The sequence below is a fragment of the Actinomadura sp. SCN-SB genome (genome assembly GCF_043906805.1).
In the GTDB taxonomy this organism is placed as follows: Bacteria; Actinomycetota; Actinomycetes; order Streptosporangiales; family Streptosporangiaceae; genus Spirillospora.
Window position 1 is genome coordinate 1 of the sequence record NZ_JBIMPP010000031.1, and the last position, 18264, is coordinate 18264.

The window sequence follows — 18264 nt, forward strand, 5'->3', positions numbered from 1 at the left end:
CGGCGACATCGCCGAGACCGAGCTGGAGTTCGTCCGGGCCCTGTCGCGGCTGCGCCGCGACCACCCCGTGTTCCGCCGCCGCCGCTTCTTCACCGGCGGCGCCGGCGGCCCCGCCGGGGACGCGCCGGACATCGCCTGGCTCACCCCCGCGGGCGAGCCGATGACCGACCACGACTGGCAGGCCGGGTTCGCCAAGTCGCTCGGCGTGTTCCTCAACGGCGACGCGATCACCGAGCCCGACCCGCGGGGCCGCCCGATCGAGGACGACTCGTTCGTGCTGCTGTTCAACGCGCATTCCGAGCCGGTGGACTTCGTGCTGCCCGGCGCGGAGTACGGGGAGCGCTGGGAGTTCACGCTGGACACGGCCGACCCGCGCGGCACCGGCGAACGGCCACGGGTCAAGGCGCGCGACCAGGTCACCGTCGCCGGTCGGTCCCTCACCGTGCTCCGCCGCGTCGCCTGACGCCCGCGGCCCGCCTCACGACCGTCTCACCCTGTCCCGACGCGGATGGCGGTCAGGAACACCAGCACGAGCGTCGCCGCCGCCGCGATGCCGTGGACGGCGACGGCCGTGGCGGGGAAGACCTCGTCGGTGCCCTTGGCGTGGCGCCCGCCGGTCTGGCCCACGAGCCAGCGGGTGAACAGCATGAACCCCTCGATGATGACGACGACCAGGGCGGCGAAGGCCACCCAGGCGCACCAGGACCGCCCCGTCACCAGGAGGGCGACCCACGCCGCCAGCCCGACCAGCGCCGCGGCGGGATGTCCCACCGTGACCAGCAACGGGAAGGGCGTCACCTTCGTCGGATGCCGGAACAGTCCCCCCTGCGCCGTCCGGGCGGCCATCAGACGCGTTCCTCCTACAGCGGCGAGAATCCAGGCGCCGAGCGCCACGAACTCCACCCCGTTCCCCCTTCGGTGCGGTTGTCCGTCCCCTGGCCGTAGTGTCCTCCCAATCGTCCACCGACATGCCGGAAACGCACGGAACACACCACAGACCGTTATGAAATGTGGCCGTTGCGTACACGGATCCTCGGCGCGGGGGCCTGGTGCAGTAGCTTGACGCGCATGCGGATGCGGCGGCTGTCCCCTGATCCGAGCACGGTCGACGTGGCCGCGGCCTACGCCTACCCGCCCGGCGCGTCCCGGGACGGGACCTGGGTGCGGGCGAACATGATCGCGAGCGCGGACGGCGCCGCGGCCCTGGAAGGACGCAGCGGGGGGCTCGGCTGCGCGGCCGACCGGGAGCTGTTCGCCCTGCTCCGCGGGCTGTGCGACGCGGTCGTCGTGGGAGCCGGGACGGTACGGGCGGAGGGCTACGGCCCGGCCCGTCCCGACCCGTCCTGGGGGCGGCTGCGCGAGGGGCGCCCCGCCACGCCCGCGATCGCCATCGTGTCGAGGTCGCTCGACCTCGACTTCGTCTCCCCCATCTTCACCGAGGCCGCCCCCGACGCCCCGACGATGGTGCTGACCGTCCAGGGCGCCGACCCCGCGCGGCTCGAAGCCGCCCGCGAGCACGCCGAGGTCATCGTCGCGGGCACCGGGAGTGTCGACTTCGGCTCCGCGTTCGCCCAGATGGCCGAACGCGGGTACGGGCGGCTGCTCTGCGAGGGCGGGCCGCATGTCCTCGCGCGGGTCGCGGCGGCGGGCCTGCTGGACGAGCTGTGCCTGACGCTGAGCCCCGTCCTGGCGGCGGGCGCCTCTCAGCGCGTCCTGAACGGGCCGCCCCTTCCCGGCGCCCGCGCCGGGCTGCGCCTGGTCCACGCCCTCGTGGACGCCGAGGACGAAGGCTTCCTCTTCCTCCGCTACCTGCGGGCGACGGCGTAACGCAGGAACAGCACGCCCTCGTCCAGGTAGACGGCGGCGGGGTCCAGCGCGACCTCGGCGGGGAGCCCGCTCACGAGCCGGGTGTGGTGGTCGCCGCCCAGGAGGGCCGGGGCGACGCTGAGGCACAGCTCGTCCACCAGGCCCTCCTTGAGCAGCGAGCCGACCAGCGACGGCCCGCCCTCGCACAGCAGCCTCGGATACTCGGCCCGGAGGGCTTGCACGCCCGCCCGGAGATCGACGTCCTCCTCACCCGCCGTCACGACCCGCACAACCCCGGAAACCCGGGACGCCGCGGCGGCGGCGCGCGAGGTCACCACGATCGTCGGGGTCTCGGCCGCGGTGAACAGCGGCAGCGTCCAGTCCAGGTCCAGCGACCGGCTCACCACGGCGATCGGAGCGGGCGGGCCGCCGCGCCGGTCCCGCAGCCCGCGCCCCAGCCGTGCCGGGCCGAGCCTGCCGGTGCGGGCGGTGCCGGCGCCGACCAGGATCACGTCCGCCAGCGCCCGCAGCGTCCGGAACACCCGGAAGTCGGCCTCCCCGCCCAGCCCGTCGGTCCAGCCCTCGGCGTCGGTGGCCGAGCCGTCCACGCTCATCACCATGCCGACGCGCACGCCCGGGACGTCCGCGTACGCCTCCCACGGGTCGGTGCGGGCGGGAGGCTCGGGCAGCAGTCGGCGCATGGAATCGGATCTTAGGGCGCCCTGGGGAGGCACATCGTCAGTGGTAGGGAGCAAGATGGGGCCATGGACCTGCCGATCAGCCCGCCGCTGCCGCCCATGCTGGCCAAGGCGGTCAAGACCATGCCCAAGGGCGATGTGCTGTACGAGCCGAAGTGGGACGGCTTCCGGTGCATCGTGTTCCGCGACGGCGACGAGGTGGAGTTGTCCAGCCGCGGCGAGCGCCCGCTGACCCGCTACTTCCCCGAGCTCGTCGAGGCGGTCAAGCGGGAGCTGCCCGAGCGCTGCGTCGTGGACGGCGAGATCGTGCTGCGCAACGGCTCGCAGCTCGACTTCGAGCGGCTCCAGTGGCGCATCCACCCGGCCGCGTCCCGGATCAAGCTGCTCTCCGAGCAGATCCCCGCGTCCTACCTCGCCTTCGACCTGCTGGCCCTGGGCGACGAGTCGCTGATGGACGTGCCGCTGGGCGAGCGGCGGCGGCGGCTGGTCGACACGCTGGGGTCGGTGAACGCGCCGATCCATGTCACGCCCGCGTCCGACTCCTACGAGACGGCGCTGCGCTGGTTCGAGGAGTTCGAGGGCGCCGGCCTGGACGGCGTGATCGCCAAGCCGCTCGACCTGGTCTACGAGCCCGACAAGCGGGTGCTGTTCAAGGTCAAGCACGAGCGCACCGCCGACTGCGTGGTGGCGGGCTTCCGGTGGCACAAGTCCGGGCCGATCGTGGGCTCGCTGCTGCTCGGCCTCTACAACTCCGAGGGCCACCTGCAACACGTCGGGGTCGCGGCGTCGTTCACGATGAAGCGCCGCGCCGAGCTCGTCAAGGAGCTCGAGCCCTACCGGATGAAGGACTACACCGGCCATCCCTGGGAGAACTGGGCCCGCCAGGCCGACCCGGAGGCCACCGGCGACCGGATGCCGGGCGCGGTCTCCCGCTGGACCGGCAAGAAGGATCTGAGCTGGGTGGCCCTGCGTCCCGAGCTGGTGGCCGAGGTCGCCTACGAGGGCATGGAGGGCGAGCGCATCCGGCACACCGCACGGTTCCGCCGCTGGCGCCCCGACCGCACCCCGGAGTCCTGCACCTACGACCAGCTTGAGGTGCCGGTCGACTACGACCTGGACGACATCTTCGCCGGCCCGCACCAGCACCAGTAGGCCCTGCCCCACCTCCAGCGGCGCGGCCGGCCTCGGCAGGGCCGCAAATAGGTCTGCTCCAGTCAGGGCGCAAGCCGGATCGGGCAGAAAAAATCCCGGGCGGCGCTGACGCGCGGGCACCCGGGGCGCACCGGTGAATGCTACGCTGGACTGCGCGCTGCTTTCGCGCACACGAAACTCCACCTTACGTTTAGGAGTGTACTGGACGCATGGGAGCCCGTCAAGTCAACCCCGTGGCCGCGTCTTCTTCCGCGACCGAGGGCACCGGCGGCGGTGGCGACGACGCCCTCGCGGCCGCTCTGCGCACCGAGCAGGAGTACGTCACCCGGGTCTACGGGCGGCTGGACGCCGAGCGCGACCGGGCCGCGAGGACGCTGCGCGAAGGTCCCGGTCAGGGCGGGGGCTCGGTCCTCCAGGCCCGGGTCGAGCGCGAGGTCACCACGGACGAGGCGGCGCGCAGGCTGGCCCGGCTCTCCGCGGTGGAGCGCGCCCTGTGCTTCGGCCGCATCGACCACCGCGCCGAGGACGGCGTGCCGGGCGAGACGTTCTACATCGGGCGGATCGGGCTGCGCGACGAGGACCGCGAGCCGCTGCTGATCGACTGGCGTGCCGAGGCGGCACGCCCGTTCTACACCGCCACGCCGGGCTCCCCCGGCACGCTGGCCCGCCGCCGCCACCTGCACCTGCGGGAGCGCACGGTGGTCGGGCTGGACGACGAGGTGTTCGACCTGGACGGCCTGGCCGCGTCCGACCGGAGCACGATCGTCGGCGAGGCCGCGCTGCTGGCGACGCTGCGCCGTGGCCGCACCGGGCGGATGACCGACGTGGTCGCCACCATCCAGGAGGAACAGGACCAGGTCATCCGTTCCGGACTGCAAGGCGTGCTGGTGGTGCAGGGCGGCCCCGGCACCGGGAAGACGGTCGCGGCCCTGCACCGCGCCGCCTACCTGCTCTACACCCATCGGGACGTGCTGGAACGCCGCGGCGTCCTCATCGTGGGACCGAACGCGACGTTCCTGCGCTACATCGAGCAGGTGCTCCCCGGTCTCGGCGAGACCGACGTCGCCCTGGTCACGGTCGGCGAGCTGTACCCCGGAGTGCGCGCCACCCGGGCCGAGCCGCCCGGCGTGGCCGTCCTCAAGGGCGACCTGCGCATGGCGGCGGTGGTCGAGGCCGCCGTACGGGACCGGCAGCGCGTCCCCGAGGGCGACCTTGAGATCGAGGTGGACGACATGGTGCTGCGCGTCCCGCACGAGAAGTGCGTCCAGGCGCGCGACCGCGCGCGGGCGGTTCGCGCGCCGCACAACATCCAGCGCCGCCTGTACATCCACGACCTCCTGGACGCCCTCGCCCTGAACCGCGCCGAGCAGTACGACCGGATCGCCGACGAGCCGCTGGCGGAGATGATGGCCTCCGGCCAGGTCCCCGAGTGGCTTCAGGAACTGATCGACGAGGCCGAGGACACACCGCTCCTGGACGAGACGGACCTGCGGCTCTCGAAGGAGGCCCTCTGGCGCGACCCGGCCGTCCGCCGCGCGCTCGACGAGCTGTGGCCCGAGCTGAGCCCGCAACGGCTGCTGTCCGACCTGTTCTCCGACCCGGCCGCGCTCGACCGCGTCGGCGCCGAGGCGGGACTCACACCGGCCGAACGCCGTCTCCTGCACCGCGCGGCGGACGCCCCCTGGACGGTGCCGGACGTACCCCTGCTGGACGAGGCCGCCGAATGGCTCGGCCAGGACGACACCCCCGAGCGCATCCGGCGGCGCCGCGCCGAGGCGGAGCGGGAGGAAGAGGAGCTGTACGCCCGCGAGGTCATGCAGGTGACCGGCGTGGCCGACCTCAAGATGATGGACGGCCGGCCGGTGCTGGACGCCGCCACCCTCGCCGACCTCAACCGCGACACCGGCCCGGCGCCGACCACCGCCGAGCGCGCCGCGTCCGACCGCCGGTGGGCGTACGGGCACGTGATCGTGGACGAGGCGCAGGAGCTGTCGGAGATGGCCTGGCGGACGGTGATGCGCCGCGTCCCCACCCGGTCCCTGACCGTGGTCGGCGACATCGCGCAGACGGGCAGCCCCGCCGGCGCCCGCTCGTGGGGGCAGATGCTGGACCGCTACGTCCCCGGACGGTGGCGCGAGCAGCGGCTGCTGATCAACTACCGCACCCCGGCGGCGATCATGAAGGTGGCGGCGGACGTGCTGGCGGAGGTCGCCCCCGACCAGGTGCCGCCGGAGCCCGTCCGCGACGATGGCCCGCCCCCATCGGCCGTGCGCATCCCCGCGTCCGCCCTGGAGGTCAGGCTGCCGATGCTGGTCGCCGCGGAGCTGGGCCGGATCCGCGGCGGGTCCGGCGAGGGACGGCTCGCGGTGATCTCCTCCTGCGCCCGCCATCCCGACGTGTGCACGGCGCTGCCGGACGCCCCCGCGGGCGCCACGCCCGAGGCGCTGGACTCCCCGGTCGTCGTCCTGACCGCCGAGGAGGCCAAGGGTCTGGAGTTCGACTCGGTCATCGTGGTGGACCCGGCCGGCATCACCTCCGAGTCCCCGCGCGGAGGCCAGGACCTCTACGTCGCCATCACGCGCCCGACCCGCCGCCTGACCGTCGTCCACGACGGCGACCTGCCCCCGGCCCTGGCCGGCCGCTGAGAACGATCGCGAGGGTTCCGTCCCGAGCCTGACCAAGCGTACGCTTGGTCACGTGCTGACATCCGGGAAGGGACGGCGATGACACGGGAGTACTCCAACCTGATCGGCGGAGAGCTACGGAAGGCGGCGGGCGGCGGCACGCTCGACTCGATCGACCCGGCCACCGGCGAGGTCTGGGCCACGGTCCCCCGCAGCGGGGCCGAGGACGCGGACGCGGCGGTGGCCGCCGCCCGCGCCGCCTTCCCGGCGTGGTCCCGGCTGCCCGCCGCCGCCAGGGCCCATTACCTGCGCAAGGTCGCCGGGGTCTTCGCCGAGCACGCCACGGAGCTGGCCGAGCTGGAGACCCGCGACAACGGCCGGATCATCACCGAGACCGCCGAGCGGGACCTGCCCGGCATGACCTACCTCTGGGGCAGCGCCGCCGACCAGTGCGCCGCCGCCGTCGAGGCCAGGGCCGTCGACTTCGGCGCGACCAGCCAGGGGATGACCCGCCGCGAGCCGTACGGGGTCACGCTCGGCATCATCCCCTGGAACTCCCCGATCTCCACGCTCTCCGCCAAGGCGGCCTTCGCGCTCGCCGCCGGCAACACCGTCGTCATCAAGCCCGCCGAGCAGGCCACCGTCTCGTCCCTGCGGGTCGGCGAGCTGCTGCGCGAGGTGCTGCCGCCGGGCACGCTCAACATCGTCTCCGGTCTCGGCGAGGAGGTCGGCGACCCCCTCGTCCGGCACCGCGGCGTCAACAAGATCAGCCTCACCGGCTCGGTCGAGACCGCCCAGATCATCACCCGCGCCTCCGCGGACTCGCTCAAGCCGCTCGCCCTGGAACTGGGCGGCAAGTCGCCCAACATCGTGTTCGCCGACGCCGACCTGGACAAGGCCGCCCCCGGCGTCACCACCCAGGCCATCTTCACCCCGAACGCGGGCCAGATCTGTTACGGCGGCTCCCGCATCCTCGTGCAGCGCCCCGTCTACGCCGAGATGATCGAGCGCATGACGGCCATCGCCGCCGGCATCACGCTGGGCGACCCCATGTCACGCGACACCACGATGGGGCCAATCGTCTCCAGGGAACAGTACGAGCGCGTCACGTCCTACCTGGAGCTGGGCACCAAGGAGGGCGCCGACCTGGTCTTCGGGGGGCGCTTCGGCCCCGAGGTCGTCGGCGACCCGAGGCTGGCCGGCGGCTACTGGGTCGAGCCCACCCTCTTCGCCACCGAGGACAACCGCCTGCGCGTCTGCCAGGAGGAGATCTTCGGGCCGGTCGCCGTCGTCCTGCCCTTCGACACCGAGGAGGAGGCCGTCGCCATCGCCAACGACTCGTCGTACGGCCTGGCCGCCGGGGTGTGGACCCGCGACCTCGGCACCGCCCAGCGCATGTTCCGCAACCTGGAGGCGGGCACGGTCTGGGTCAACACCTTCCGCAAGGTCATGTTCCCCCTGGAGGGCATCAAGGACAGCGGCTACGGCAACGACTCGGTGCTGGCCTACACCCGCGAGAAGGCGGGGGTGTTCGACTTCTAGAGACGCCGGCCTGTTCAGCGGCGCCGCGACCCGAGAGGGCGCCGCCAGGACAGTCCCGTGCCGGGGATGCGGAAGGTCATCTCCCGGCGGCCGTCGGCGGCCCTGGTGTAGCGGACGCCGCGCCGACCCACGCTGTGGCCGACGCCCCTGCGCGACAGGTTGAACCGGAACGGCCCCACCTTGATCGACTTCCGGTAGCTCCAGCCCACGGTCTCTCCTCGGCTCGGGCATGCGGTCTGGGTGGCCGATCCCCGGACGGGACGGGCGGCATGCGCCCGTCCCATTGCGTGTCGCCCGTAATGCCGGTTGCGGACGCCCGGACGCGGGCGGCCCGGGAGACCACGCAAGGGCAACTCACGACCAAATCCGGACCGAGTCATCACTCTCGCCACCTTTACCGGAGGGCGGAGGTCGAGGAACCTGTGCCTCGCAGACAGTTGATCATCCATTGTGATCGACCCTTTTCGGAGGTGCGGGTTGCCCAGGAGCTCCCTGCGACGAACCCGGCGGACCGCCGCGCTGGCCGTGCTGACGGCCGCGACGGTGGTGGGCGCGGGCGGTGTCGCCCAGGCCGGCGCCGCGAAGCCGAGGATCGTGGTGAAGAACGGCGTCACCCAGCCGGTCTTCTCGTACCAGGACGCCATCCGCGAGCACGTGTACGTCGAGTCGCCCGTCGACAGCGACCGCGACGGCAGGCGGGACCGGGTGCGCGTGGACATCGTGCGGCCCAAGGAGTCCGGCAAGGGGCTCCGGGTTCCCGTGATCATGGACGCGAGCCCCTACTACGACAACGCCGGGCGCGGTAACGAGTCCGAGCGGAAGGTGTACGACGCGGCGGGCAACGTCGTGAAGTTCCCGCTGTACTACGACAACTACTTCGTGCCCCGCGGGTACGCGTTCCTGGCCGTCGACATGATCGGGACGACCCGGTCGGACGGCTGCCCCACCAGCGGCGGCGCGCCCGACGTGCTCGGCGTCAAGGCCGTCGTGGACTGGCTGAACGGCCGCGCCAAGGCGTACGGGCCCGACGGTGCCGGCGTGCGGGCGTCCTGGAGCACCGGGCGCACCGGCATGATCGGGAAGTCCTACGACGGGACGCTGGCCAACGGCGTGGCCGCCACCGGCGTCAAGGGCCTGGAGACCATCGTCCCGATCTCGGCGATCAGCAGCTGGTACGACTACAGCCGGATGAACGGCGTGAAGTACTGGAACGACGAGCAGCCCTTCCTGGCCGACTTCGTCGACACCGACCCGCCCGAGAAGTGCGCAGCGGTGCGCGCCGAGCTGGACGAGGGCGAGGACGACGCCACCGGCGACTACAACGCCTACTGGACGGAGTCCAACTACCGCAAGGGCACGATCGGCACCGTGAACAACGTGCGGGCCAGCGTCTTCGCGTTCCACGGGGCCAACGACCTGAACGTCAAGGACAACCACTTCGCCCTGTGGTGGAGGGGCCTGGCCAGGAACAACGTCACCCGCAAGGTGTGGATCTCCCAGCGTGGCCATGTCGACCCGTTCGACACGCGCCGCGAGTACTGGGTCGAGACGCTGCACAAGTGGTTCGACCACGAGCTGCACAAGGTGCGGAACGACGTGCTGCGGCAGCCCCGCGCGGACATCGAGGTCGGCCCGGACCAGTGGATCACCCAGGCGGACTGGCCGGCCCCCGGCGCCCGCACGCTGACGCTGCGTCCCGGCGCGGACGGCTCCCTCGGGCTCAAGCCCGCGGCCAAGGGCGTGACCGCGGCCTACACCGACGCGGCCGGGCCGCAGGGCTTCGGCCATTCCGAAAGTGACCTGGTCAGCGACCCGACGACGGCCAAGCCGTACCGGCTGGCGTACGTGTCGGGCCCGGCGCCGGTGAGCGCCCGCGTCTCCGGCACCCCGTCCGCCCGGCTGAGGATCAAGGCGGACCGGCCGGCCGCCAACCTGACCGCCCTGCTGGTCGACTACGGCGAGGACACGCGGGTGGACTACCTCGGCAGAGGCGAGGGCATCGAGACCCTGACCGACGAGAGCTGCCACGGCGAGAGCACGGCGGCCGACGACGCCTGCTACCGGCGGACCCGCACGACCACGGTCACCTCGCCGGTGAACGTGGTGGCGCGCGGCTGGCTGGACGCGCGGAACCGGTCGTCGCTCAGCGACCCGTCGCCGCTCGTCCCGGGCAAGTACTACACGGTGCGGTGGGAGACGCTGAGCCAGGAGTACGTGGTGAAGAAGGGGCACCGGCTGGCGCTGATCGTGGCCGGCACGGACGCCGACTACACCACCGAGACGCCCACGGGCGCCCGGGTGACCGTGGACCTGGCGGGCAGCTCGATCTCCGTGCCCGTGGTGCCGTTCGCGGGCGGCGACGTCTCGACGCTGGTCGCCCCGCAGGAGGACGGCGCCTGGCGCGGACCGGTGAACGTGGTCCTGCCCAAGCAGCCGCGCACCTTCAAGTAGGACCGTCCGGCTCGGCCGAACGAGCCGCCCGCACCCGGTCACGGGACGGGCGGCTCGTTCCGCCCCGGAACGGCGTCAGAGCCGGACGGTCTCTCCGGGCGCGAGCAGATGCAGCCGGTCGGCCAGCCCCAGCCGCTCGAACGCGGGGAGCAGCGTGTCACGCCCCTGGGTGAAGTGCGCCCAGCCCTCGAAATGCACCGGGACGACCTGTGGCGCGCCGAGGATCCGGGCGGCCTCCGCGGCCTGCTCGCTGGAGAGCGTCAGGTAGGCGTCCCCGACCAGCGGGGTCTTCGCGCCGCCCGCGAACAGGACCGCGACGTCCATCGGGCCGAGGCGCCCGGCGATGGCGCGGACGAGGTCGAGCGAGGCGTTGTCGCCGCTGACATAGGTGGTGGGCAGCCCGGACCCGCTCAGCACGAAGCCGGTCACCTCCCCGACCAGGTGTTCGGTGCCGGGCGGGCCGTGCAGCGCGGGCACCCCGGTCACCCGCAGCGTCCCGCCGTCCGGGCGGGGCAGCTCGACGTGCTCCCAGTTGGGCAGCGCCCGGACCGGGTCGCCGAGCCGCCCGCGCGCCGAGCCGGTCGAGAGGGTGAGCGGCACGCCGCCCAGGTAGGCGCGGCCGGACCGATCCAGGTTGTCGGGATGCTGGTCGTGCGAGAGCAGGACGGCGTCGACCGGCCCCACCTCGCCCGGCCCCGCGGACGGCGGCATGGTCTTGGTCAGCGCCCGGTCGCCGATCGGGTGGTCGCCGGGCTCGTCGAAGGTGGGGTCGGTGACCAGCCGCAGCCCCCCGGCCTCGATGACGGCGGTGGGCCCGCCCAGGTAGCGGACGCTGAGGTCAGCGGTCATGGAATCGGCCTCCGGCACGGGTCAGGTCGAGCGGCCGTCGCGGTCCTTGCTGGGCTGGACGCGCTTGGGCTCACCGGGCATCTTCGGATAGTTCGGTGGATAGGGCATGTCGCCCAGGCCGTGCTCGGCCTCGTCGCGGTCGGCCATCTCCAGCAGCGGCTCCAGCGAGAACGCCCGGTCGTCGATCGCCGCATGCGGGTCGCCGACCTCGGCGAACCGCTCCGGCATGGTGGCGATCGTGAAGTCCTCCGGCACGATGTCCGGCAGCTCGTCCCAGGTCACGGGCGCGGACACGGGCGCGTGCGGGGCGGGACGGACGCTGTAGGCGGAGGCGATGGTCCGGTCGCGGGCGTTCTGGTTGAAGTCGATGAAGATCTGCTCCCCGCGCTCCTCCTTCCACCACCGGGTGGTCACCTGGTCGGGGACGCGGCGCTCGACCTCCCGGCCGAAGGCCAGCGCGGCCCGGCGCACCTCGGTGAACGTCCAGCGCGGCTCGACCCGCACGTAGATGTGCACGCCGGCCTTGCCCGACGTCTTCACGAAACCGGTGTAGCCCAGCTCGCCCAGCAGGTCGCGGGCGGGGCCCAGCGCCACCCGCTTGGCGTCCTCGAAGGTCGTCCCGGGCTGCGGGTCGAGGTCGATGCGCAGCTCATCGGGGTGGTCGACGTCGTCGGCGCGCACCGGCCAGGGATGGAAGGTGAGCGTGCCGAGGTTGGCCGCCCAGGCGATCACGGCCACCTCCGAGGGGCAGACCTCGTCGGCGGACCGGCCGCTGGGGAACTCGATGCGGGCGGACGGCACCCAGCTCGGCGCCCCCTTGGGGATGCGCTTCTGGTAGAAAGCGTCCGACTTGCCCGCCCCGAAGCCCGCCTGCCCACGCGCGTAGTCCTCGCGGGTGGCCATCCTGGCCCCCTCGAAGACCCCGGCGGGCCACCGTTCCAGGGTGGTCGGGCGGTCGCGGGTGGCGCGCAGGATGCCCTCTCCCACGGCGATGTAGTACTCCACGAGCTGCCGCTTGGTGTAGCCGTGCTCCGGGAAGTACACCTTGTCGGGGTTGGTCACCTTGACGAGCCGATCCCCCACCGGGATCTCGATGAACGGCGAGGCCATGCACGAAACGGTAGCCCACGGCTGCGACATCCCCCGGGACGAGCCCCCGAGCAGGCGGAACGCCGCCGCGGCGCGGTACCGTCGAGGACATGGCGAAGATCCAGAAGAGCGAGGAAGAGTGGCGCGCCCAGCTCACGCCCGAGGAGTACCACGTCCTGCGTGAGGCGGGCACCGAACGCCCCTTCACGGGCGAGTACAACGACACCAAGACCGTCGGTGTCTACCGGTGCCGGGCCTGCGGTTCCGAGCTGTTCCGGTCCGAGCAGAAGTTCGAGTCGCACTGCGGCTGGCCCTCGTTCTACGCGCCGTCCGACTCCGACGCGGTCACCCTCGTCGAGGACCGCTCGCTCGGCATGGTCCGCACCGAGGTGCGCTGCGCCACCTGCGACTCCCACCTGGGGCACGTGTTCGAGGGCGAGGGCTACGACACCCCGACCGACCAGCGCTGGTGCATCAACTCGATCTCGCTCACCCTGGAGCCCGCCGAGTGACGGCCCGGCCGCCCGCCGGCGCTACGGGAGGCTCGCGATGAGCTCCGCGACCGGCTTGCGGCGGCCGGTGTAGAAGGGGACCTCCTCGCGGACGTGGCGGCGCGCCGTGGACCCCCGCAGATGCCGCATGAGGTCGACGATGCGGTGCAGTTCGTCGGCCTCGAACGCCAGGATCCACTCGTAGTCGCCCAGCGCGAACGCGGGAACGGTGTTGGCCCGCACGTCCGGGAAGCCGCGCGCCATCTGGCCGTGCTCGGCGAGCATGGCGCGGCGCTCCTCGTCCGGCAGCAGGTACCACTCGTACGAGCGCACGAACGGGTACACGCACACGTGCGCGCGGGGCTCCTCACCGGCGAGGAACGCCGGGACGTGGCTCTTGTTGAACTCCGCGGGACGGTGCAGCGCCATCTGCGACCACACCGGCTCGCTGGCGCGGCCCAGGGCGGTGCGGCGGAACCGGGAGTAGATCTCCTGGAGGTCCTCCGAGGTGGGGGCGTGCCACCAGAACATGTAGTCGGCGTCGGCCCGCAGGCCCGCGACGTCGTAGAGGCCGCGGGTGGTCACGTCCTTCTGCGCGGCCTGGTCGAGGAGGTCCTGCACCTCCCCGGCGTCCGGCTCCCCGATCCGGCCCGTGTCCGACACCCGGAACACCGACCACATCGTGTAGCGGATGATCTGGTTAAGGTCGCGTGCCTTGGGCTTGCTCGCCTTGTCCGTCGCTGCCATGGCTCGATCCTCCCCGACTGCTCGTAGTGTCCAGGAACTCCTGCACCCGGGCCACCGCGGCGCGCGCGCTCGCGATGCAGGCCGGGATGCCCAATCCGTCATAGGCGGCCCCCGCCACGGCCAGGCCCGGCTGGCGCGCCACGGCGGCGCGGATGCGCGCCACCCGATCGACGTGGCCCACGTTGTACTGCGGAAGCCCCCCGCCCCAGCGGGTGACGCGGCTGTCGATGGGGAGCTCCGACATGCCGCAGGTCGCGGCCAGGTCCGCCATCGCGGCCGCCTTGAGGTCGTCGTCGCTTCTTTGGAGAAGGTGCTCTTCCCCGTACCGGCCGATGGAGCACCGCACGGCGATGAGGCCGGGCCCCTCGTCGCGCAGATGGGGCCACTTGATGGAACTGAAGGTGACCGCCTTGACGTTCTGCCCCTCGACCGCCGGGACGAGGTACCCGCTGGCGCGCGGAAGCCGGGGGAACGCGGTCTCGCGGTAGACGAGGGTGACGATGGCCATGCCGGCGTACTCGATGCCTGCCAGCTCCTGCGACGCCGCCGGGACGTCCTCGGCCAGCAGGCGAGAGGCGGGCGCCGCCGGGACGGCGATAACCACGGCGTCGGCGGCCACCGCCTCGGGGTCGCGCGCGGGGCCCACCGTCAGCCGCCACCCCTCGGGGCGTCTCCTCAGCTCGCGCACCATCGCCCCGGTGCGGATCGTCCCGCCGGCGGCGGCGACGTCGGCGGCGACCAGTTCCGCGAGGCGGCCCAGGCCGCCGGGCAGCGTGGCGAACACGGGCCCGGTGGCGGCGGGCGCGGCGGCCCGGATCCCGCGCACGGCGCCGATCAGCGACCGGTGCGAGCGCGCCGCGGTGGCCACCTGCGGCAGCGTCGCCTCGAACGACAGCTCCTCGGCGCGTCCCGCGTACACGCCGCCCAGCAGCGGCTCCACCAGCCGGTCCACGACCTCCCGGCCCATGCGGGCGCCGATGTAGCCGGCCACCGACACGTCCGCGCCGCGCGGGGTCTCCGGGAGCACCAGGTCCAGCGGCACCCGCGCCAGCCCCTGCGCCGACAGCACCTGCGAGGCCGCCAGGGCACGCAGATCGGACGGGACGCCCATCACCTGGCCCTCGGGTAGCCTCCGCAGAGCGCCGCGGCTCAGGATCGCCGAGGACGTCGTTCCCGGGTGCACCAGCTCGCCGCCACGGCCGAGCTGACCGACCAGGTCGAGGCCCTCGGGGCGGCGCACCAGCATCGCCTCCGCGCCCTCGTCCACCGGCAGGCCGCCCACCTCGCTGACCTTGAGCTTCCCGCCGATCCGCGGGGAACCCTCCAGAACGGTGACGCGGCGGCCCGCGCGGGCCAGCTCACGCGCCGCGACGAGGCCCGCGATCCCGGCGCCGATCACCGCGACATGGGAGGTGCTCATGCCTCCAAGATTCCAGATACCTCCCGGGAACCCGTCATCACCCCACCCGTACGGCCGGGCACGGCGTGACCTCCGCGCGGCCTCATCGTGCCCATATCGCGACGCGCTCACCGGAACGGTGACCGGGATCACCCCGTCAGAGCGCCATGCGGATCGTCAGACCCGTCAGACACGCCACGTGCGTGCTCGCCGTCCTGCTGCTGGCCGGTTTCCTGGCCGCCTGCGGCGGGGGCGGCGGCAGCGACACCGCGAACAGCGCGGCCAGGGAACTCCAGGGCGGACAGGACCGCGGCGCCAAGGCCGGCCGCGGGACCGGGGGCGCCAACAACCGGCAGGGCGCCCCGGAGCCGCAGACCAACCAGTCCGTCGTCTACACGGCCAGGCTCCGCGTCAGCACCCCCAACGTCGACCAGGCCACGGCCAAGGCCAAGCAGATCACACTCGCCGCGGGCGGCTACGTCCAGAACGAGTCGTCGACCGCGGGCAGCGACACCACCATCACCCTTAAGATCCCCTCGGACCGGCACGCGACCGTCCTCAACGACCTGGGCCGGCTCGGCCGCAAGCTGTCGCTGTCCCAGCACGCGGAGGACGTCGCCCGCGAGGTCGCCGACGTCGACAGCAGGGTGCGGTCGGCGGAGGCCGTCCTGGCGTCCTTCCGCAAGCTGCTCGACCGCACCACGACGGTCCGGGAGATCATCAACGTGCAAGGGGAGATCGCCGAGCGGGAGGCCGAGCTGGAGGCGCTGCAGGCGCGGCAGAGGGCGCTCCAGCACAGCACCCGCTACGCGACCACGACGCTCGTCCTCACCACGCCGCCCAGGCCGGACGCGCCGCCGGAGAAGGACGAGGGCGGCTTCGTCGGCGGCCTCAAGGACGGCTGGGCGACCTTCACCACCTTCCTGTCCGCCGTGGCGCTCGTCGTCGGATGGCTGCTGCCGTTCCTGGCCCTCGCCGCGCTCTTCGCGTTCCCCGCCCACCTGGTGTGGCGGAGGCTGCGCTCACGCAGGCCGATCGGCTCCAGCGGCGGCCTGCCGCCCAAGTAGCGGTCGATCAAGGAGCCGGTCGTCGTCCACGGGGCTAGCGCGCGCTCGCCTCGTGGACGAGGTCCGCGAGGCGGGCCAGCACATCGGGGTCGGTGGACGGCAGCACGCCATGGCCGAGGTTGAACACGTGACCCTCGGCCGCGCGGCCCCGCGCCAGCACGTCCTTGGCCCGGCGTTCCACCACGTCCCACGGGGCGAACAGGATCGCCGGGTCCAGATTGCCTTGCAGCGCCTTGCCGGGCCCCACCCTGCGGGCCGCCTCGTCCAGCGGGACCCGCCAGTCGACGCCCACGACGTCCGCCCCGGCCTCGCCCATCAGGCCGAGCAGCTCCCCCGTGCCGACACCGAAATGGATCCGGGGGACGCCCAGCGCCTCGATCTCGGCGAAGATCCGCGACGTGTGGGGCAGCACCGAGGCGCGGTAGTCCTCGGGGGCGACCGCGCCCACCCAGGAGTCGAACACCTGCACCGCGCTCGCGCCCGCGGTCACCTGCACCTTCAGGAACGCGATCGTGATGTCGGCCAGCCGGTCCATCAGCTCGGCCCACAGCGCCGGCTCGCCGTACATCATGGCCTTCGTCCGGTCGTGGTTCTTGGACGGGCCTCCCTCGATCAGGTACGAGGCGAGCGTGAACGGGCCACCGGCGAACCCGATCAGCGGCGTGCCGCGCAGCTCCCCGACCAGCCCGCGCACGGCCTCGCTCACATAGGGGACGTCCTCGGGCACCAGGGGCCGCAGCCGGGCCGCGCCCGCCGCGTCCCGGATCGGGTCGGCGATCACCGGGCCGACGCCCGGCGCGATCTCCAGGTCCACCCCGATCGCCTTGAGCGGCACCATGATGTCGCTGAAGAAGATCGCCGCGTCCACCGCGTATCGGCGCACCGGCTGCATCGTGATCTCCACGATCAGGTCGGGACGGGCGCACGCCTCCAGCATCGCCACGCCCTCGCGCGCCTTCAGGTACTCGGGCAGCGACCGGCCGGCCTGCCGCATGAACCACACCGGGGTATGCGGGACCGGCTCGCGGCGGCACGCCTTCAGGAAGGCCCCGTGCCCGGGATCACCGTGCCGGACATCACCATTGACAACCACCCGTCGATGGTCCCATGGGCGCCACACCGATCCGCACCGACCCTCCGCACCGCCTTGGTCGCGGTTCCGCCGGCGGCCCCGGCTCGAACGCACGCGCGAAGTTCCGGACACGCCGAGCGAAGTCCCGCATTCTGTCGGCCGCTCATGCGAACGTGATCCGTGTCATAGCCGAGGGAGGTCCCCCTTGTACTGTTCCACCTGCGGCGACGAGCGCGATGTCGAGCGGCCGCCGTGTCCGGACGGGCATGGTTCCGACTGTCCCGAACGGGCCTGCGTGGCGTGCGGCGCGGCCATCCTGGTCGGGCTTCCGCTGAACGCGCCGCCGCCGGTTCCGGTGACGGTGGCGGCGAGCGCGCGTCCCACGGCATCCGGCGCCCCCCGGCCCGAGCGGGCCGCGTCCCTGCGGGCCGTGGCCTGACCGGCCCGGCTCCCGAATCGAAACCACCTGTGCTGTGCCACCTTCCCCACCGACGGCATCGACCGCCCCCAGTCCAGGCCCCGCCTGCGCCCACCGCGTTCCGGTGGTGTGCGCCCGCACACCGGCCGGTCCTGTCATGAGCCCCGCGGCGCAGACCCCGCCCCAGGACGACCCGGCGGCGTCGGCCTCTCCGCCCGCCGTGCCCGCCCCGTTCCAGCGCGCCCTCGACACGCTCAAGTCGTTCCTCGAAGGACCCCCGCTACGGCCCGAGCTCGACCTTGAGGAGATGCCCGCCCCGCAGCGGCTGGCGCCGTACGCCGCGGCCATCTCCGGCAGCGTCTACCGCGAGGACGACACCGAGGTCGCGATGGGCCGCCTGATCGTCCTCTACGACCCCGACGGCCGCGCCGAGTGGAGCGGCGGCTTCCGGATCGTGGCCTACATCCGGGCCGACCTGGAGCCGGAGATCGCCGCGGACGAGCTGATCGGCTCGGTGGCGTGGGACTGGCTGCTGGAGGCCCTGGAGCCCGCCGGGTACTCGGGCGAGTCCGGCACGGTGACCCGCGCCGTCTCCGAGAGCTTCGGCGACAAGGCCGGCGAGCCGTCCACCACCGAGCTGGAGCTGCGCGCCTCCTGGTCCCCCACGAGCGACGACCTGGCGGGCCACATCGCCGCCTGGTGCGAGGTCATGTGCACCACGGCGGGGCTGCCGCCCACGGGCGTCACCGCGCTGCCCGACCGCCCCGGCGGCGGCGCGCCCTGAGGCACGTACGGTAGGGAGCGTGGGAAGCACAGCGCCGGAGACCGAGGCGGCCGGAGGGTGCCGGCGGCCGTCTCG

At 73.1% G+C, this 18264-nt stretch carries 17 protein-coding genes and 1 pseudogene; 10 read left to right on the top strand and 8 right to left on the bottom strand.

Going from position 1 to position 18264, the window contains the following annotated elements; translation table 11 throughout:
• Positions 1-463 (top strand): annotated as a pseudogene (locus ACGWYJ_RS20550) (glycogen debranching enzyme); the annotation flags it as partial.
• A 26-nt stretch (positions 464-489) separates the two neighbouring features.
• Here the strand turns inward: ACGWYJ_RS20550 and ACGWYJ_RS20555 are convergent.
• A complete protein-coding gene (locus tag ACGWYJ_RS20555; RefSeq protein WP_395107774.1) occupies positions 490-846 on the bottom strand; it encodes a hypothetical protein in 357 nt (118 codons plus the stop codon).
• A gap of 222 nt (positions 847-1068) precedes the next feature.
• On the opposite strand from ACGWYJ_RS20555, the gene ACGWYJ_RS20560 reads away from it, so the two are divergent.
• On the top strand, positions 1069-1827 hold the full coding sequence (locus ACGWYJ_RS20560; RefSeq protein ID WP_395107777.1) for a pyrimidine reductase family protein: 759 nt from the start codon (positions 1069-1071) through the stop codon (positions 1825-1827).
• On the opposite strand, the gene ACGWYJ_RS20565 is transcribed toward ACGWYJ_RS20560, so the two are convergent.
• A complete protein-coding gene (locus tag ACGWYJ_RS20565) occupies positions 1806-2507 on the bottom strand; it encodes a dihydrofolate reductase family protein (RefSeq protein ID WP_395107778.1) in 702 nt (233 codons plus the stop codon). The genes ACGWYJ_RS20560 and ACGWYJ_RS20565 overlap by 22 nt on opposite strands.
• Before the next feature lie 63 nt (positions 2508-2570).
• Here ACGWYJ_RS20565 and ACGWYJ_RS20570 point away from each other — a divergent pair, with 63 nt between their 5' ends.
• From ACGWYJ_RS20570 to ACGWYJ_RS20580, 3 genes are all read left to right on the top strand, one after another.
• Entirely contained in the window at positions 2571-3656 is a 1086-nt protein-coding gene (locus tag ACGWYJ_RS20570; RefSeq protein ID WP_395107780.1) for an ATP-dependent DNA ligase, read from the top strand.
• Positions 3657-3865: 209 nt separating this feature from the next.
• Positions 3866-6301 (top strand): HelD family protein, encoded by a 2436-nt coding sequence (locus ACGWYJ_RS20575; protein ID WP_395107781.1) that lies wholly within the window; start codon positions 3866-3868, stop codon positions 6299-6301.
• A gap of 78 nt (positions 6302-6379) precedes the next feature.
• The gene (locus ACGWYJ_RS20580) at positions 6380-7822 is read left to right on the top strand and encodes an aldehyde dehydrogenase family protein (protein ID WP_395107782.1); all 1443 of its coding nucleotides are present in this window, start codon (positions 6380-6382) and stop codon (positions 7820-7822) included.
• Between the two features lie 14 nt (positions 7823-7836).
• On the opposite strand, the gene ACGWYJ_RS20585 is transcribed toward ACGWYJ_RS20580, so the two are convergent.
• Positions 7837-8031, bottom strand: a complete 195-nt coding sequence (locus ACGWYJ_RS20585) for a DUF4236 domain-containing protein (protein ID WP_395107784.1) — start codon at positions 8029-8031, stop codon at positions 7837-7839.
• 268 nt (positions 8032-8299) lie between these two features.
• Between ACGWYJ_RS20585 and ACGWYJ_RS20590 the strand changes: the two genes are divergently transcribed.
• On the top strand, positions 8300-10273 hold the full coding sequence (locus ACGWYJ_RS20590; RefSeq protein ID WP_395107785.1) for a Xaa-Pro dipeptidyl-peptidase: 1974 nt from the start codon (positions 8300-8302) through the stop codon (positions 10271-10273).
• Between the two features lie 75 nt (positions 10274-10348).
• Here ACGWYJ_RS20590 and ACGWYJ_RS20595 read toward each other — a convergent pair whose 3' ends face one another.
• Both ACGWYJ_RS20595 and ACGWYJ_RS20600 read right to left on the bottom strand, forming a co-directional pair.
• Positions 10349-11122, bottom strand: a complete 774-nt coding sequence (locus ACGWYJ_RS20595) for an MBL fold metallo-hydrolase (RefSeq protein WP_395107788.1) — start codon at positions 11120-11122, stop codon at positions 10349-10351.
• Between the two features lie 21 nt (positions 11123-11143).
• Positions 11144-12232, bottom strand: coding sequence for a DNA polymerase domain-containing protein (locus tag ACGWYJ_RS20600; protein WP_395107789.1), 1089 nt, complete (start codon positions 12230-12232; stop codon positions 11144-11146).
• A gap of 89 nt (positions 12233-12321) precedes the next feature.
• Between ACGWYJ_RS20600 and msrB the strand changes: the two genes are divergently transcribed.
• Entirely contained in the window at positions 12322-12723 is a 402-nt protein-coding gene (gene msrB, locus ACGWYJ_RS20605; RefSeq protein ID WP_395107791.1) for a peptide-methionine (R)-S-oxide reductase MsrB, read from the top strand.
• A gap of 21 nt (positions 12724-12744) precedes the next feature.
• Here the strand turns inward: msrB and hemQ are convergent, their stop codons facing one another.
• Both hemQ and hemG read right to left on the bottom strand, forming a co-directional pair.
• A complete protein-coding gene (hemQ, locus tag ACGWYJ_RS20610; protein WP_395107792.1) occupies positions 12745-13449 on the bottom strand; it encodes a hydrogen peroxide-dependent heme synthase in 705 nt (234 codons plus the stop codon).
• Positions 13403-14869, bottom strand: coding sequence for a protoporphyrinogen oxidase (gene hemG, locus ACGWYJ_RS20615; RefSeq protein ID WP_395107793.1), 1467 nt, complete (start codon positions 14867-14869; stop codon positions 13403-13405). Before hemG ends, hemQ begins: the two co-directional genes overlap by 47 nt.
• A 182-nt stretch (positions 14870-15051) precedes the next feature.
• On the opposite strand from hemG, the gene ACGWYJ_RS20620 reads away from it, so the two are divergent.
• Positions 15052-15915 (top strand): DUF4349 domain-containing protein, encoded by an 864-nt coding sequence (locus ACGWYJ_RS20620; RefSeq protein ID WP_395107794.1) that lies wholly within the window; start codon positions 15052-15054, stop codon positions 15913-15915.
• A gap of 34 nt (positions 15916-15949) precedes the next feature.
• Here ACGWYJ_RS20620 and hemE read toward each other — a convergent pair whose 3' ends face one another.
• Positions 15950-17008, bottom strand: a complete 1059-nt coding sequence (gene hemE, locus ACGWYJ_RS20625; RefSeq protein WP_395107796.1) for a uroporphyrinogen decarboxylase — start codon at positions 17006-17008, stop codon at positions 15950-15952.
• Positions 17009-17192: 184 nt separating this feature from the next.
• On the opposite strand from hemE, the gene ACGWYJ_RS20630 reads away from it, so the two are divergent.
• Both ACGWYJ_RS20630 and ACGWYJ_RS20635 read left to right on the top strand, forming a co-directional pair.
• Complete coding sequence (locus ACGWYJ_RS20630) at positions 17193-17426, top strand: hypothetical protein (RefSeq protein ID WP_395107797.1); 234 nt, start codon at positions 17193-17195, stop codon at positions 17424-17426.
• A 136-nt stretch (positions 17427-17562) separates the two neighbouring features.
• Positions 17563-18189, top strand: coding sequence for a DUF3000 domain-containing protein (locus tag ACGWYJ_RS20635; RefSeq protein WP_395107798.1), 627 nt, complete (start codon positions 17563-17565; stop codon positions 18187-18189).
• Positions 18190-18264 lie beyond the last annotated feature (75 nt).